Here is a 13615-nt window from a genome sequence, read left to right as displayed (position 1 = left end):
CGCCGTAGCCTGGGCGTCCGCCCCGAGGAAGGTCGCATGCCATCGGTCGTGTTGCTGCATGGAATCTGGAACCCCGCCTGGTGGCTGCTGCCGCTGGCGAGGCGCCTGCGGCGCGAGGGCTTCGAGGTGCAGCTGTTCGGCTATAACGGGGCCCTGGCCGGGCCGGACGCCGCGGTGCAGGCGCTGGTGCGCTACCTCGGCCGGCTGGGCGGCGGGCCGGTCTCGCTGGTCGGCCACAGCCTCGGCGGGCTGGTCGCGCTGGAAGCGGCGCGACGCGGCGCGCCCGGCGTGGAAAAGATCGTGTGCCTCGGCAGCCCGCTGCTGGGCAGCGCGGCCGCGCGCGCCTTGTGCGGGCACCGCGGTTGCGCCTGGCTGCTGGGGCGGAGCCGCGCGTTGCTGCTGGAAGGCGTCGCGCCATGGACCGGGAAGGCCGCGGTCGGGATGATCGCCGGCCGCCGCGCCGCCGGCCTGGGGCGGCTGTTCGCCGGCCTGGGCGAATCCGACGGCACGGTCGCGCTGGCGGAGACCCGGCTGCCTGGATTGGCCGACCATTGCGTGGTGGATGCCAGCCATACCGGGCTGACGTTCTCCGCGGAGGCGGCGCGGCGGGTGGCGGGGTTCCTGCGCGAGGGGCGCTTCGATGCCGGGACGGCCCCGGGAGGGGCGCCGCGGCCAATCGGGTAGAATCCGCGCCCTGTCATCCAAGCAAGACCGGTAACCCCATGGGTAGAGGCCCCTCGATCGAAGCCCGCAAGAACGCGTCCGACGCCAAGCGCGGCAAGGTTTTCACCAAGATCATCCGCGAGATCGGCGTGGCCGCGCGCGCCGGCGGCGGCGACCCTGCCAACAACCCGCGCCTGCGCGTGGCGGTGGACAAGGGCCTGGCCGCGAACATGTCCAAGGACGTGATCGAGCGCGCGATCAAGAAGGCCACCGGCGAGCTGGAAGGCGTCGAGTACGAGGAAGTGCGCTACGAGGGCTACGCCCCCGGCGGCGTGGCGGTGATCGTCGACTGCCTCACCGACAACCGCGTGCGCACCGTGGCCGACGTGCGCCATGCCTTCAGCAAGTGCGGCGGCAACATGGGCACCGAGGGCTCGGTGGCATTCATGTTCAAGCGCCTGGGCGTGCTCAGCTACGCGCCCGGCGCCGACGAGGACAAGGTCACCGAGGCGGCGATCGAGGGCGGCGCCGACGACGTGGTGGTCTACCCGGAGGACGGCGCGATCGACGTGCTGACCGCGCCGGAGGCGTTCTCGCAGGTCAAGGACGCGATGGTCGCGGCCGGCCTGGAGCCCGGCCATGCCGAGATCACCTTCCGCGCCGACAACGACATCGCCGTCGACGGCGACACCGCCGTGCAGGTGCGCAAGCTGCTGGACATGCTGGAAGACCTGGACGACGTGCAGGATGTGTATTCCAACGTCGACCAGGCTTCTTTGGGGAGCGCCTGACGGCGCTCCGGGATTGGTGATTCGTGATTTGTGATTCGCAAAAGCAATCGGCCTGCGGCGGAGCGCGCTTTTCCCGAATCACCAATCCCGAATCGCTAATCACGGCTCTTTCATGACCCGCATCCTCGGCATCGATCCCGGCTCGCAGCGCACCGGCATCGGCATCATCGACGTCGACGCGGCCGGGCGTGCCCGGTACGTGCACCATGTGCCGCTGGTGCTGCTCGGCGAGGGCGATTTCGCCCAGCGCCTGAAGCGCCTGCTGCACGGGCTGGCGGCGCTGATCGAGGAGTACCGGCCGGACGAAGTGGCGATCGAGCAGGTGTTCGTCGGCAAGAGCGCGGACTCGGCGCTCAAGCTCGGCCAGGCGCGCGGCGCCGCGATCAGCGCGGTGGTGTTGCACGACCTGCCGGTGCACGAGTACGCGGCCAAGGAAATCAAGCTGGCGCTGGTCGGCAAGGGCAGCGCCGACAAGGTCCAGGTGCAGCACATGGTCGGCGTCATGCTGAACCTGAAGGGCAAGCTGCAGGCCGACGCCGCCGACGCGCTGGCCGTGGCGATCACCCACGCGCACGTGCGCACCACCGCGCAGCGGCTGGGCGTGAACACGAAGCAGGCTTGGAGCAGGAAATGAACGGACATCGGAGCGGGACCCGGGTCCCCGGTCCCGGCCTCAAAGGAGCCCACCCATGATCGGACGCCTGCGCGGCATCCTCGCCTACAAGCAACCGCCGTGGCTGGTGATCGACGTCGGTGGCGTCGGCTACGAGCTGGAGGCGCCGATGAGCACCTTCTACGACCTGCCCGACCTCGGCCGCGAGGTCACCCTGTTCACGCACTACGCGCAGAAGGAGGACAGCGTTTCGCTGTACGGCTTCCTGCGCGAGGGCGAGCGGCGGCTGTTCCGCGACGTGCAGCGGGTCTCGGGGATCGGCGCCAAGATCGCGCTGGCGGTGTTGTCGGGCGTGAGCGTGGACGAGTTCGCGCGCCTGGTCCAGACCGCCGACGTCACGGCGCTGACCCGCATTCCCGGCATCGGCAAGAAGACCGCCGAGCGCATGGTGGTCGAGCTCAAGGACCGCGCGGCCGACTTCGGCGGGGGCGGCGCGCCGATCGTCGGCCAGCTCGGCACCGATGCCGTGTCCGAAGCCACGGTCGCGCTGCAGCAGCTCGGCTACAAGCCGGCCGAGGCCGCCAGGATGGCGCGCGATGCCGCGGCCGACGGCGACGACGTCGCCGGCGTGATCCGCAAGGCGCTCCAGGCCGCGCTGCGCTGAACCGCCTCTTCCCGATCCTTCACGTCCTCCACGCCATCCGGCGATAACCTCGGTCCGCCATGTCTTCATCCCCCTCAGCTTCCCACGGCCACGGCGGCAATGCGTCCCACGGTCCCGCGCAAGGCGGTTTCGCCCTGGTGCTGGCCGCGATCGGCGTGGTCTTCGGCGACATCGGCACCAGCCCGCTGTACACGCTGAAGGAGGCGTTCTCGCCGCACTACGGCCTCAACAGCGACCACGACACCGTGCTCGGCGTGCTGTCGCTGGCGTTCTGGGCGCTGATGATCACGGTCACGCTGAAGTACGTGACCATCATCATGCGCGCCGACAACGAGGGCGAGGGCGGCATCATGGCGCTGATGGCCCTGGCCCAGCGCACGCTGCGCAAGGGGTCGCGCTCGGCCTACGTGGTCGGCATCCTCGGCATCTTCGGCGCCTCGCTGTTCTTCGGCGACGGCGTGATCACCCCGGCCATCTCGGTGATGGGCGCGGTGGAGGGCCTGGAGGTCGCCGCGCCCAGCCTGCATCCGTTCATCGTGCCGATCACCGTGGCCGTGCTGGTGCTGGTGTTCATGGCGCAGCGCTTCGGCACCGCCAAGGTGGGCAAGGTGTTCGGCCCGATCACCTCGCTGTGGTTCCTGTCGATCGGCCTGATCGGCGCCTGGAACATCGTCGACGCGCCCGAGGTGCTCAAGGCGTTCAATCCGTGGTGGGGCGTGCGCTTCTTCATGGACCACGGCTGGCACGGCATCTTCATCCTCGGCGCGGTGGTGCTGGCGGTGACCGGCGGCGAGGCGTTGTACGCGGACATGGGCCACTTCGGCGCCAAGCCGATCCGCCACGCCTGGTACTTCTTCGTGCTGCCGTGCCTGCTGCTGAACTACCTGGGGCAGGGCGCGCTGGTGCTGGTGCACCCGGCCGCGCTGAAGAACCCGTTCTTCGAAGCGGTGCCCGGCTGGGCGCTGTACCCGATGATCGTCCTGGCCACGCTGGCGGCGGTGATCGCCTCGCAGGCGGTGATCACCGGCGCCTACTCGGTGGCGCGCCAGGCCATGCAGCTCGGCTACATCCCGCGCATGCTGGTCAAGCACACCTCGCACGAGACCATCGGCCAGATCTACGTTCCCGGCATCAACTGGATGCTGGCGGCGATGGTGATCTCGCTGGTGCTGATCTTCCGCAGCTCCACCAACCTGGCGGTGGCCTACGGCATCTCGGTGTCGATGACCATGCTGATCGACACCCTGCTGCTGGCGCTGGTCGCGCGCGCGCTGTGGCCGCGCTGGCGGCGCTGGGTGCTGCCGCTGTGCGTGGTGTTCTTCCTCATCGAGCTGGCCTTCGTGATCGCCAACGGCGCCAAGCTGCTGCAGGGCGCCTGGTTCCCGCTGGTGCTGGGCATCGTGGTGTTCACGCTGATGCGCACCTGGCGGCGCGGCCGCGCGCTGCTGCGCGAGGAGATCCGCAAGGACGGCATCAAGATCGACAGCTTCCTGCCCGGGCTGATGCTGGCCCCCCCGGCGCGGGTGCCGGGCACCGCGGTGTTCCTGACCGCAGACCCGATGGTGGTGCCGCACGCGCTGATGCACAACCTCAAGCACAACAAGGTGCTGCACGAGCGCAACGTGTTCCTCAACGTGGAGACGCTGCCGATCCCGTACGCGCCGGCCGAGAAGCGGCTCAAGATCGAGTCGATCGGCGACGAGTTCTACCGCGTCTACGTGCGCTTCGGTTTCATGGAGACCCCGGACGTGCCGCTGGCGCTGATGCGCTCGTGCGACCACGGCGGGATCTACTTCGACCCGATGGACACCACCTTCTTCGCCAGCCGCGAGACCATCGTCGCCAGCGCCAACCGCGGCATGCCGATCTGGCGCGACAAGCTGTTCGCGCTGATGCACCGCAACGCGGCGCCGGCCACCGGCTTCTTCCGGATCCCGGGCAACCGGCTGGTCGAGCTGGGCGCTCAGATCGAGATATGAGGAGGGGGCGGGGCCCGGGACACGAGACCGGGGTCCCGCGGGCGCGTCAGACCCGCCCGGAGTTGCCTACAATGTGCGCCATGCCATATCGACCTCTTCGCACGCTCTCCTCGGCCTGCTCCGAATCCCGGGTCCCGGGTCCCGGGGGGCGCTGATGGACCGCATCATCGACGGCGGCGCCACCCGCGAAGACGCCGCGGCCGAGGCCAGCATCCGTCCCAAGCGCCTGGCCGACTATCTCGGGCAGGTGCCGGTGCGCGAGCAGCTGTCGATCTACATCGAGGCGGCCAAGAACCGTGGCGAGGCGCTGGACCACGTGCTGATCTTCGGGCCGCCGGGCCTGGGCAAGACCACGCTGAGCCACGTGATCGCCAACGAACTGGGCGTCAACCTGCGGGTGACCTCCGGTCCGGTGATCGAGAAGGCCGGCGACCTGGCGGCGCTGCTGACCAACCTGCAGCCGTTCGATGTGCTGTTCGTGGACGAGATCCACCGGCTGTCGCCGGTGGTCGAGGAAGTGCTGTACCCGGCGATGGAGGACTTCCAGATCGACATCATGATCGGCGAGGGCCCTGCCGCGCGCTCGATCAAGATCGACCTGCCGCCGTTCACCCTGATCGGCGCCACCACCCGCGCCGGCCTGCTGACCGCGCCGCTGCGCGACCGCTTCGGCATCGTCCAGCGCCTGGAGTTCTACTCGCCCGAGGAGCTGACCCGCATCGTGACCCGCTCGGCCTCGATCCTCGGCATCGACTGCACGGCCGAGGGCGCCGGCGAGGTCGCGCGGCGGTCGCGCGGCACCCCGCGCATCGCCAACCGGCTGCTGCGGCGGGTGCGCGACTACGCCCAGGTCAAGGCCGGCGGCCGCATCGACCGCGAGATCGCCCAGGCGGCGATGGGCATGCTCAAGGTGGACCCGGAGGGGTTCGACGAACTCGACCGGCGCCTACTGCACACCATCGTCGACCATTTCGATGGCGGACCGGTCGGCGTCGAGTCCCTGGCCGCCTCGCTGTCGGAGGAGCGCGGCACGCTCGAGGACGTGATCGAGCCGTACCTGATCCAGCAGGGCTTCCTGGTCCGCACCGCGCGCGGCCGCATGGCGACCCGGAAGGCCTACCTGCACCTGGGGCTGAAGCCCAAGGACCCGGGACCCGCAAATACGGGGGAACTGTTTTGACACGCGAGATGCACGGACCCTTCCCCGCGATGGCAGGGATTCCATGACGGCCGGGCCGCCGGTCCCGGGCCCTGGATCCCGGTTCCTATTCAGTTGGCCGACACGCGTCTATTGGGAAGATACCGACGCCGGTGGCGTGGTCTACCACGCGCGCTACGTCGCCTTCATGGAGCGGGCGCGCACCGAATGGATGCGCGCGCTGGGCTATGGCCAGGAGCGCCTGCGGCAGGAGCACGACCTCGTGTTCGTGGTGCGCTCGATGGAGCTGGACTTCCTCAAGCCCGCGCGGCTCGACGACGTCCTGGACGTGTCGGTGGCGCTGCGCCGCTGCAGGCGGGCCAGCCTGGAGTTCTTCCAGGCGATCCGCCGCGGCGAGGAGACCCTGGCCACCGCGCGCGTGCGGATCGCCGCGGTCGGTGCCGCGAATTTCCGTCCGCGCGGCATGGACGACGCGCTGCTCGACGAGTTGAAGACCCTGGAAAACCAAGAATCCGAAGACTGAGGAAAGACGGATGTCGATCGCATTGCTCCTGGCCCTGCAGGACACGGTGGTGGAAGCGCTGCCGCAGGAAGTCACCAGCGCCGCCGCGCAGGCCGCCACGGTCGCCCATACCGGCAGCATCAACTATCTCGAGCTGATGGTGCGCGCCAGCATCCCGGTGAAGATCATCGTGCTGCTGCTGCTGGTCGGCTCCTTCATCAGCTGGGTGATCATTTTCCGCAAGGCCCGCGCCTTCAAGCAGGCCGGCCGAGAGGCGGAGGACTTCGAGAACCGGTTCTGGTCCGGCGCCGACCTGGGCAAGCTCTACTCGGCCGCCACCGACCGCAACCGCAGCGTCACCGGCATGGAGGCGATCTTCGAGGCCGGCTACCGCGAGTTCGCGCGCCTGCGCGACCGCCGCCTGGACGGCCGCGTCCAGCTGGAAGGCGCCCAGCGCGCCATGCGCGTCACCTTCGCGCGCGAGGTGGACCAGCTCGAGCGCAACCTCGAGACGCTCGCCAACATCGGCTCGACCGCTCCGTACGTCGGCCTGGTCGGCACCGTGTTCGGCATCATGGTGACCATGCACGACATGATCAGCAGCGGCGAGCAGGCCGGCATCGCCTCGGTCGCGCCGGGCATCTCCGAGGCGCTGTTCGCCACCGCGATCGGCCTGTTCGTGGCGATCCCGGCGGTGTGGGCCTACAACCGCTTCACCAACCGCGTCGAGCGGCTGTCGGTGCGCTACGACACCTTCGCCGACGAGTTCAGCTCCATCCTGCAGCGCCAGGCCGGCGCCGACGAATGATGCGAGTCCCTCGCAAGAGCCCGCGCGTCCTCGTGCGGGGATTCAAGACGCGAGTCCCTCGCAAGAGCCCGCACATCCATGTGCGGGGATTCAATTAGGAAGCTACCGCGATGATGTCCGGCATTTCCCGCCGCAAGAAGCGCAAGCTCAAGTCAGAGATCAACGTCGTGCCGTACATCGACGTGATGCTGGTGCTGTTGATCATCTTCATGGTCACCGCGCCGCTGCTCACGCTGAGCACCGACGTCAACCTGCCGACCTCGCGCGCCAAGGCGCTGGAGAGCCGCAAGGACCCGGTCGTGGTGGTGGTGTCCGCCGACGGCCAGCTCGCGCTGCAACTGCCCAAGGACAAGCCCAAGGCGATGGATGCGGCCACGCTGCAGGCGCAGCTGGCGGCCATCGTCGCCCAGGACAAGGAGGCGCGCGTGGTCGTCGCCGGCGACCGCGACGTGCCGTACCAGAAGATCATGGACGCGATCGATGCGATCAAGCAGGCCAAGGTCGAGAAGGTGGGCCTGATTTCCGATTCGGGTGGCAATGCACGCTGACGCGCTTCCGCCGCAGGCTCCGCGCGAGGGCGACTGGGCGCGCCCGGTCCTGCTCGCGCTGCTGGTCCATGTCCTGGTGCTGCTGGTGTTCACCGCGGCCTGGCTATGGTCGCCCGAGCGCACCCCCGAGGCGGCGGCGGGCGATCCGTCGCTGGAGGCGAGCTTGGACGTGTCCGCCGCCGACGCGCGCGTCGCCCGCCAGGCGTTGCAGGCCGAGGCCGAGCCGTTCACCCCGCCGCCGCAACCGGCCCCGCTGCCGGAGCCGGCGCCGGAAGACACCGTGCCGCCGCCGCAGCCCATCCCCGAGCCGCGGCCGCAGGACGCGCCGACCCCGCAGCAGGCCAATGCGCAGGAGCGCATCGCCCAGCCGGACAACATCGACCAGGAGCGCGTCAGCGCGATGGCCGAGTCCGAGGAGAAGGCCAGGCAGGAGCAGGAGGCCAAGCGCCGCCAGGAACAGATCGACCTGACCGAGCGCAAGCGCCAGGAAGAGGCCGAGCAGCAGCGCCGCCTGGCCAAGCAGCAACAGGAGGAGGTGGACAAGAAGAAGGCCGCCGAGCAGGCCCAGGCGCAGGCCGAGCGCGACAAGAAGCTGGCCGAGATCCGCAAGAAGCGCGAACAACTCGAAGCGCAGATGGCGCGCGACGCCAGGCAGGCCGAGCTGGCCGAGCAGAAGCTGCGCCAGCTGGCCGCCGCGCGCGCCCAGCAGGCGTCCTCGGGCGCGACCGCCGCCAGTGCGCCCGCCGCGCCCGGCGCCGGCGGCACCAGCAACGACCTGGCCGCCAGGTACGCCGCGGCGATCCAGCAGGCGGTGCTGGCGCAGTGGGTCCGGCCGGATTCGGTGCCGCTGGGGCAGAAGTGCACCATCCACATCCGGCAGGTGCCGGGCGGCAGCGTGATCCAGGCCGAGGTGGCGCCTAACTGCCCGTTCGACGAGGCCGGCAAGCGCTCGGTCGAGGCGGCCGTGCTGCGTGCCCAGCCGTTGCCGTACCGCGGCTTCGAGTCGGTGTTCGCGCGCGACCTCAACTTCAACTTCACCGCGCAGGACCGCTGAGGCGATGGCGGTCGCGCACCTGCGCCGATCCGGTGGCCTGCTGGGCCGCATGGCCCTGGCGTTCGGGGCGATGGCCGTGGCCGGCGCGGCGGTGGCCGAGGTCGCCCGCAGGCCGACGCTGGACAACGCGCCGCCCGTGGACAATCTGCGCGCCCGCTATGCCGCGGCCATCCAGGCGGTGGTGGTCGCGCATTGGCTGAGGCCGGACTCGGTCCAGCCCGGCCAGCATTGCGCCGTGCTCGTCCGCCAGTCGCCGGGCGGGCAGGTGCAGGGGGTCGACATCGACGGCGACCGCTGCGACTACGACGAGGCCGGGCGGCGCTCGATCGAGGCGGCCGTGCGCCGCGCCGCCCCCTTGCCCTACCGGGGGTACGAGACGGTGTTCGATCCGGAACTGCGGCTGGTCTTCGCGATCGAATCCTGAGGCGGCCGGGCGGCCGGGCGTCCGGGCCGGACGGCATGCGACTTTCACACTGCTTTCGTTCACGATTGCGAATATGTTCACCCTCCACTTGCTATCCCTTGCCCACTTTCCCGTCAGACCGACCGAGCGATCCATGAAGAAATTGCCGCGCTGGCTAGCCGTGTTCACCGCCTTGCTGCTGCCGTTCGCCGCCTCCGCGCAGCAACAGGGCCTGACCATCGACATCGTCGGCGGCAGTGCCTCCGCCACGCCGATCACGGTGGTGCCGATGCCGTACCAGGGCTCGGGCGCCGCGCCGCAGACCGACGTCTCGCAGGTGGTGGGCGCCGACCTCGACCGCTCCGGGCAGTTCCGCACGCTTCCGGCGGCGCAGATCGTCGAGCGGCCCACCCGCGGCAGCGAGATCCAGTACCCCACCTGGCGCGCGCTGAAGCAGGACTACATCGTGGTCGGCCGCGTCCTGGATGCCGGCGAGGGCGCCTACCGGGTCGAGTACGAGCTGTTCGACGTCGCCAAGGGCGAGCGCCTGCTCGGGCTGGCGATGACCGCCCGCGCCAACGCGATGCGCGACGTCGCCCACCAGATGGCCGACGCGATCTACGAGAAGATCACCGGCGTGCGCGGTGCGTTCTGGACCCGCATCGCCTACGTCACCGCTACTGGCAAGGGCGGGGCCATGCGCTACGCGCTGATGGTGGCCGACTCGGACGGCTACAACCCGCAGACCATCGTGCGCTCGGCCGAGCCGCTGCTGTCGCCGAACTGGAGCCCGGACGGCCGCAAGCTGGCGTACGTGAGCTTCGAGCGCGGCAATTCCTCGATCTACGTGCAGGACATCGCCACCGGTGCGCGCGAGCTGGTGTCCAGCTTCCGCGGCATCAACGGCGCGCCGTCGTTCTCGCCGGACGGCCGCAAGCTGGCGCTGTCGCTCTCGCGCAGCGGCAACCCGGAGATCTACGTGATGGACCTGGGCAGCAAGCAGCTGACCCAGCTGACCAACCACTTCGGCATCGACACCGAGCCGACCTGGGCGGCCGACGGCCAGTCGCTCTACTTCACCTCCGACCGCAGTGGGCGCCCGCAGATCTACCAGGTGCCGGCCACCGGCGGCTCGGCCAGCCGGGTGACCTTCCAGGGCAACTACAACGCCAAGGCCAGCGTCTCCTATGACGGTAAGAAGCTCGTGACTGCCCAGGGCAGCGGCAATACCTACCGGATCGCGATGATGGACCGCAGCCTGGGTTCGCCGAGCTGGAGCACGCTGTCGCCGGGGTCGCTCGACGAGTCCCCGAGCTTCGCGCCGAACGCCAGCATGGTGCTGTACGCCGCCCGCGAGGGTGGCCGCGGCGTGCTGTATGCCGTTTCCGCCGACGCGCGCGTCCGCCAGCGCCTGGTGCTGGCCGATGGCGACGTAAGGGAACCTTCATGGGGGCCTTACCGTAGCGCGCATTAATGTTAATATTTCGCTGCGTTAAACCCACACCATTGGCTTAGGAGCCACAAAGGTATTGCCATGAACAAGTCCACTCGCGTCCTGCTTGTTTCTTTGATGTCCGTGGCCGTTCTGGCCGGCTGCTCGAAGAAGGTCAAGGAAACCCCCCCGTCCACCCCGGTCGATACCACCCCGACCGCCCCGACGGCTCCGACCACTTCGGGCCTGTACGGTCCGGACGACCTGGATACCGACGCCTGCCTGCGTCAGCGCGTCGTCTACTTCGATTTCGACCAGGACGCCGTGAAGCCGGAGTTCCAGGCCATCATGGCGTGCCACGCCAAGTACCTGCGTGACCGCCCGAGCGCCCGCATCACCTTGCAGGGCAATACCGACGAGCGCGGCTCGCGCGAGTACAACCTGGGCCTGGGCGAGCGCCGCGGCAACGCCGTCAACTCGGCCCTGCAGGCCAACGGCGGTTCGGCCAGCCAGCTGACCGTGGTCTCGTACGGCGAAGAGCGTCCGACCTGCACCGAGTCGAACGAGAGCTGCTGGTCGCAGAACCGCCGCGTCGAGATCGTCTACACCGCGAAGTAATCGACGATGCGTCCCGGGGTAATCACCCTGTTCGTCGCGGCGGCCCTCGTGGCCGCCGCGCCGGCGTACGCCCAGCGCCAGAGCCTGGCCGACCGCGTCGCCGCGCTCGAGCAGCAGGCCGCCAATCCTCAGGCGAATCTGGACCTGCTGAACCAGATCGGCGCACTGCGCTCCCAGGTGCAGGACCTGCAGGGGACGGTGGAGCAGCTGCAGCACGAGAACGAACAGCTGAAGCAGCAGGCCAAGGACCAGTACCTCGACCTGGACGGCCGGCTGAACCGCCTCGAAGGCGGCGCCGCGCCAGCGTTGCCGGCCGCGCCTGCCAACGGCGCGCCTGCGCCTGCGGTTCCGGCCAAGCCCAGCACGGCGGCCACTTCCGAGCGGCCGCCTTCCGTGCACGGCGATCCGGGCACGCTGGCTTCGACCGGCGATGAGCGCACCGCCTACAACGTCGCGTTCGACGCGCTCAAGAACGGCAAGTACGACGATGCGTCGCAGCTGTTCCTGAGCTTCCTCGAGCTGTACCCGAACGGCGTCTATACTCCCAATGCCCTGTATTGGCTCGGGGAGAGCTATTACGCCACCCGCAATTTCCAGTTGGCCGAGGTCCAGTTCCGCGACATGGTCAACCGCTATCCCACCCACGACAAGGCCGCCGGCGGCCTGTTGAAGCTGGGCCTCTCGCAGTACGGCGAGGGCAAGAGCCGCGATGCGCAGCAGACGCTGCAGCAGGTGATCTCCAAGTATCCCGGCAGCGATGCCGCGCGGGTGGCGCAGGACCGCCTGCAATCCATCCAGCTCGGCCAGCAGCTGCGCTGAGTCCTCCCCAGGCCCTGCCGCCGTGGTTGCGGGCCGTATGATCCCGCCATGACCACCGCCGCAGCCGCCACCCCCAGTGAGATCGTCCAGTCGCCGTTGCCGCGGTTGAAGATCACCGAGATCTTCCTGTCGCTGCAGGGCGAGGCCGAGGCGGCGGGCTGGCCGACGGTGTTCGTGCGCCTGACCGGCTGCCCGCTGCGCTGCCAGTATTGCGATACCGAGTACGCCTTCCATGGCGGGCAGTGGCGCGACATCGACGACATCGTCGCCGAGGTGGCGGGGCACGGGGTGCGCCACGTCTGCGTGACCGGTGGCGAGCCGCTGGCGCAGAAGCGCTGCCTGTCGCTGCTGCAGAAGCTGTGCGACGCCGGGCTGGACGTGTCGCTGGAGACTTCCGGTGCCCTGGACGTCTCGGCGGTCGATGCGCGCGTATCGCGCGTGGTGGACATCAAGACGCCGGGGTCCGGCGAGGTGCACCGCAACCGCTGGGACAACCTGCCGCTGCTGACCGCGCGCGACCAGGTCAAGTTCGTGCTGTGCGGTCGCGCCGATTACGAGTGGGCGCGCGAGGTCGTGCGCGAACGCGGGCTGGCCGCCCGCTGCACGGTATGGTTCTCGCCCAGCAAGAGCGAGCTGGACCCTCGCGAGCTGGCCGACTGGATCGTCGCCGACCGCCTGCCGGTGCGCTTCCAGCTGCAATTGCACAAGCTGCTCTGGAACGACGAGCCGGGGCGGTAGGACCGTGATTCGTGATTCGTGATTGGGAAAAGCGAGTCGCCATCCGATGCGGTAGCTTTGACGAATCACGAATCACCAATCACCAATCACCAATCACGGTCATATGGAAAAAGCAGTCGTACTCCTCTCTGGCGGCATGGATTCCGCGGTCGTCGTCGCGATGGCGCGCGAGCAGGGCTTCGAGGTGCATGCGCTGAGCGTGCGCTATGGACAGAGGCACACGTCCGAACTGGCGGCCGCGGCGCGGGTGGCGCAGTCGCTGGGCGTGGCCGAGCACAAGGTGGTGGACGTCGACCTGCGCAGCATCGGCGGTTCGGCGCTGACCGCCGACATCGACGTGCCCGATGCGGGCGGCCCGGGCATCCCGGTTACCTACGTGCCGGCACGCAATACCATCATGCTGTCGCTGGCGCTCGGCTGGGCCGAGGTGCTCGGCGCCAACGACCTGTTCTGCGGGGTCAACGCGGTGGACTATTCCGGCTATCCGGATTGCCGTCCCGAGTTCGTCGCCGCCTTCGAGGCGCTCGCCAACCTGGCGACCAAGGCCGGTGTCGAGGGCGCGGGGCTGCGCGTGCATGCGCCGCTGCAATACCTGAGCAAGGCCGAGATCGTGCGCGAAGGTGTCCGGCTCGGCGTGGATTTCGGCCTCACGGTTTCGTGTTATCGGGCCGACGGGGACGGTCGCGCCTGTGGGCATTGCGATGCGTGCAGGCTGCGTGCGGCCGGTTTCGCCGACGCCGGCATCGACGATCCGACCCGCTATTCGATTTCGCGTTGACGCCCCCTTGGGGTAGAATGCGCACCCCCGGCGCGAGCCGGATGTT

General features: G+C 69.3%; 16 protein-coding genes. All 16 read left to right on the top strand.

Annotated elements, in window-relative coordinates; translation table 11 throughout:
* Positions 1-36: 36 nt before the first annotated feature.
* The 16 genes from FD678_RS03260 (at position 37) to queC (ending at position 13569) form a co-directional block, all read left to right on the top strand.
* Positions 37-684: an alpha/beta fold hydrolase gene (locus FD678_RS03260; RefSeq protein ID WP_140719206.1), complete on the top strand. Its 648-nt coding sequence runs from the start codon at positions 37-39 to the stop codon at positions 682-684.
* Positions 685-722: 38 nt separating this feature from the next.
* Positions 723-1454, top strand: coding sequence for a YebC/PmpR family DNA-binding transcriptional regulator (locus FD678_RS03255; RefSeq protein ID WP_140719204.1), 732 nt, complete (start codon positions 723-725; stop codon positions 1452-1454).
* 112 nt (positions 1455-1566) lie between these two features.
* The gene (gene ruvC, locus FD678_RS03250; protein WP_140719202.1) at positions 1567-2088 is read left to right on the top strand and encodes a crossover junction endodeoxyribonuclease RuvC; all 522 of its coding nucleotides are present in this window, start codon (positions 1567-1569) and stop codon (positions 2086-2088) included.
* Positions 2089-2143: 55 nt separating this feature from the next.
* Positions 2144-2731 carry a Holliday junction branch migration protein RuvA gene (gene ruvA / locus FD678_RS03245; RefSeq protein WP_140719200.1) on the top strand — a complete coding sequence of 196 codons (588 nt, stop codon included), beginning with the start codon at positions 2144-2146 and terminating at the stop codon, positions 2729-2731.
* A gap of 59 nt (positions 2732-2790) precedes the next feature.
* Positions 2791-4710 (top strand): potassium transporter Kup, encoded by a 1920-nt coding sequence (locus FD678_RS03240; RefSeq protein WP_140719198.1) that lies wholly within the window; start codon positions 2791-2793, stop codon positions 4708-4710.
* Between the two features lie 154 nt (positions 4711-4864).
* Positions 4865-5890, top strand: a complete 1026-nt coding sequence (gene ruvB, locus FD678_RS03235) for a Holliday junction branch migration DNA helicase RuvB (RefSeq protein WP_140719196.1) — start codon at positions 4865-4867, stop codon at positions 5888-5890.
* A 43-nt stretch (positions 5891-5933) separates the two neighbouring features.
* The gene (gene ybgC / locus FD678_RS03230; RefSeq protein ID WP_140719194.1) at positions 5934-6392 is read left to right on the top strand and encodes a tol-pal system-associated acyl-CoA thioesterase; all 459 of its coding nucleotides are present in this window, start codon (positions 5934-5936) and stop codon (positions 6390-6392) included.
* 10 nt (positions 6393-6402) lie between these two features.
* Entirely contained in the window at positions 6403-7179 is a 777-nt protein-coding gene (gene tolQ, locus FD678_RS03225; RefSeq protein ID WP_140719192.1) for a protein TolQ, read from the top strand.
* 113 nt (positions 7180-7292) lie between these two features.
* Positions 7293-7727: a protein TolR gene (tolR, locus tag FD678_RS03220; RefSeq protein ID WP_218569467.1), complete on the top strand. Its 435-nt coding sequence runs from the start codon at positions 7293-7295 to the stop codon at positions 7725-7727.
* Positions 7717-8781, top strand: coding sequence for a cell envelope integrity protein TolA (gene tolA, locus FD678_RS03215; protein WP_140719188.1), 1065 nt, complete (start codon positions 7717-7719; stop codon positions 8779-8781). Before tolR ends, tolA begins: the two co-directional genes overlap by 11 nt.
* A gap of 4 nt (positions 8782-8785) precedes the next feature.
* Positions 8786-9205: a cell envelope integrity protein TolA gene (locus FD678_RS03210; protein ID WP_140719186.1), complete on the top strand. Its 420-nt coding sequence runs from the start codon at positions 8786-8788 to the stop codon at positions 9203-9205.
* Between the two features lie 133 nt (positions 9206-9338).
* Positions 9339-10658 carry a Tol-Pal system beta propeller repeat protein TolB gene (gene tolB, locus FD678_RS03205; RefSeq protein ID WP_140719183.1) on the top strand — a complete coding sequence of 440 codons (1320 nt, stop codon included), beginning with the start codon at positions 9339-9341 and terminating at the stop codon, positions 10656-10658.
* A gap of 96 nt (positions 10659-10754) precedes the next feature.
* Positions 10755-11234, top strand: coding sequence for a peptidoglycan-associated lipoprotein Pal (gene pal, locus FD678_RS03200; protein ID WP_218569466.1), 480 nt, complete (start codon positions 10755-10757; stop codon positions 11232-11234).
* Between the two features lie 6 nt (positions 11235-11240).
* The gene (gene ybgF / locus FD678_RS03195; protein ID WP_140719179.1) at positions 11241-12053 is read left to right on the top strand and encodes a tol-pal system protein YbgF; all 813 of its coding nucleotides are present in this window, start codon (positions 11241-11243) and stop codon (positions 12051-12053) included.
* A 48-nt stretch (positions 12054-12101) separates the two neighbouring features.
* Positions 12102-12791 carry a 7-carboxy-7-deazaguanine synthase QueE gene (gene queE, locus FD678_RS03190; protein WP_140719177.1) on the top strand — a complete coding sequence of 230 codons (690 nt, stop codon included), beginning with the start codon at positions 12102-12104 and terminating at the stop codon, positions 12789-12791.
* A 103-nt stretch (positions 12792-12894) separates the two neighbouring features.
* Positions 12895-13569: a 7-cyano-7-deazaguanine synthase QueC gene (gene queC / locus FD678_RS03185; protein ID WP_140719175.1), complete on the top strand. Its 675-nt coding sequence runs from the start codon at positions 12895-12897 to the stop codon at positions 13567-13569.
* Positions 13570-13615 lie beyond the last annotated feature (46 nt).

Source organism: Pseudomonas sp. Hp2, assembly GCF_006386585.1.
Classification (GTDB): domain Bacteria; phylum Pseudomonadota; class Gammaproteobacteria; order Xanthomonadales; family Xanthomonadaceae; genus Pseudomonas_S; species Pseudomonas_S boreopolis.
Note: the sequence above shows the minus strand (reverse complement) of the source record. Positions and strands in the feature narration are given on the sequence as shown.

Excerpts from the sequence above, each read along its gene's own strand:
- FD678_RS03260 (WP_140719206.1), top strand. The coding sequence starts at position 37 with ATGCCATCGGTCGTGTTGCTGCATGGAATCTGGAACCCCGCCTGGTGG.
- FD678_RS03255 (WP_140719204.1), top strand. The coding sequence starts at position 723 with ATGGGTAGAGGCCCCTCGATCGAAGCCCGCAAGAACGCGTCCGACGCC.
- ruvC (WP_140719202.1), top strand. The coding sequence starts at position 1,567 with ATGACCCGCATCCTCGGCATCGATCCCGGCTCGCAGCGCACCGGCATC.
- ruvA (WP_140719200.1), top strand. The coding sequence starts at position 2,144 with ATGATCGGACGCCTGCGCGGCATCCTCGCCTACAAGCAACCGCCGTGG.
- FD678_RS03240 (WP_140719198.1), top strand. The coding sequence starts at position 2,791 with ATGTCTTCATCCCCCTCAGCTTCCCACGGCCACGGCGGCAATGCGTCC.
- ruvB (WP_140719196.1), top strand. The coding sequence starts at position 4,865 with ATGGACCGCATCATCGACGGCGGCGCCACCCGCGAAGACGCCGCGGCC.
- ybgC (WP_140719194.1), top strand. The coding sequence starts at position 5,934 with ATGACGGCCGGGCCGCCGGTCCCGGGCCCTGGATCCCGGTTCCTATTC.
- tolQ (WP_140719192.1), top strand. The coding sequence starts at position 6,403 with ATGTCGATCGCATTGCTCCTGGCCCTGCAGGACACGGTGGTGGAAGCG.
- tolR (WP_218569467.1), top strand. The coding sequence starts at position 7,293 with ATGTCCGGCATTTCCCGCCGCAAGAAGCGCAAGCTCAAGTCAGAGATC.
- tolA (WP_140719188.1), top strand. The coding sequence starts at position 7,717 with ATGCACGCTGACGCGCTTCCGCCGCAGGCTCCGCGCGAGGGCGACTGG.
- FD678_RS03210 (WP_140719186.1), top strand. The coding sequence starts at position 8,786 with ATGGCGGTCGCGCACCTGCGCCGATCCGGTGGCCTGCTGGGCCGCATG.
- tolB (WP_140719183.1), top strand. The coding sequence starts at position 9,339 with ATGAAGAAATTGCCGCGCTGGCTAGCCGTGTTCACCGCCTTGCTGCTG.
- pal (WP_218569466.1), top strand. The coding sequence starts at position 10,755 with ATGTCCGTGGCCGTTCTGGCCGGCTGCTCGAAGAAGGTCAAGGAAACC.
- ybgF (WP_140719179.1), top strand. The coding sequence starts at position 11,241 with ATGCGTCCCGGGGTAATCACCCTGTTCGTCGCGGCGGCCCTCGTGGCC.
- queE (WP_140719177.1), top strand. The coding sequence starts at position 12,102 with ATGACCACCGCCGCAGCCGCCACCCCCAGTGAGATCGTCCAGTCGCCG.
- queC (WP_140719175.1), top strand. The coding sequence starts at position 12,895 with ATGGAAAAAGCAGTCGTACTCCTCTCTGGCGGCATGGATTCCGCGGTC.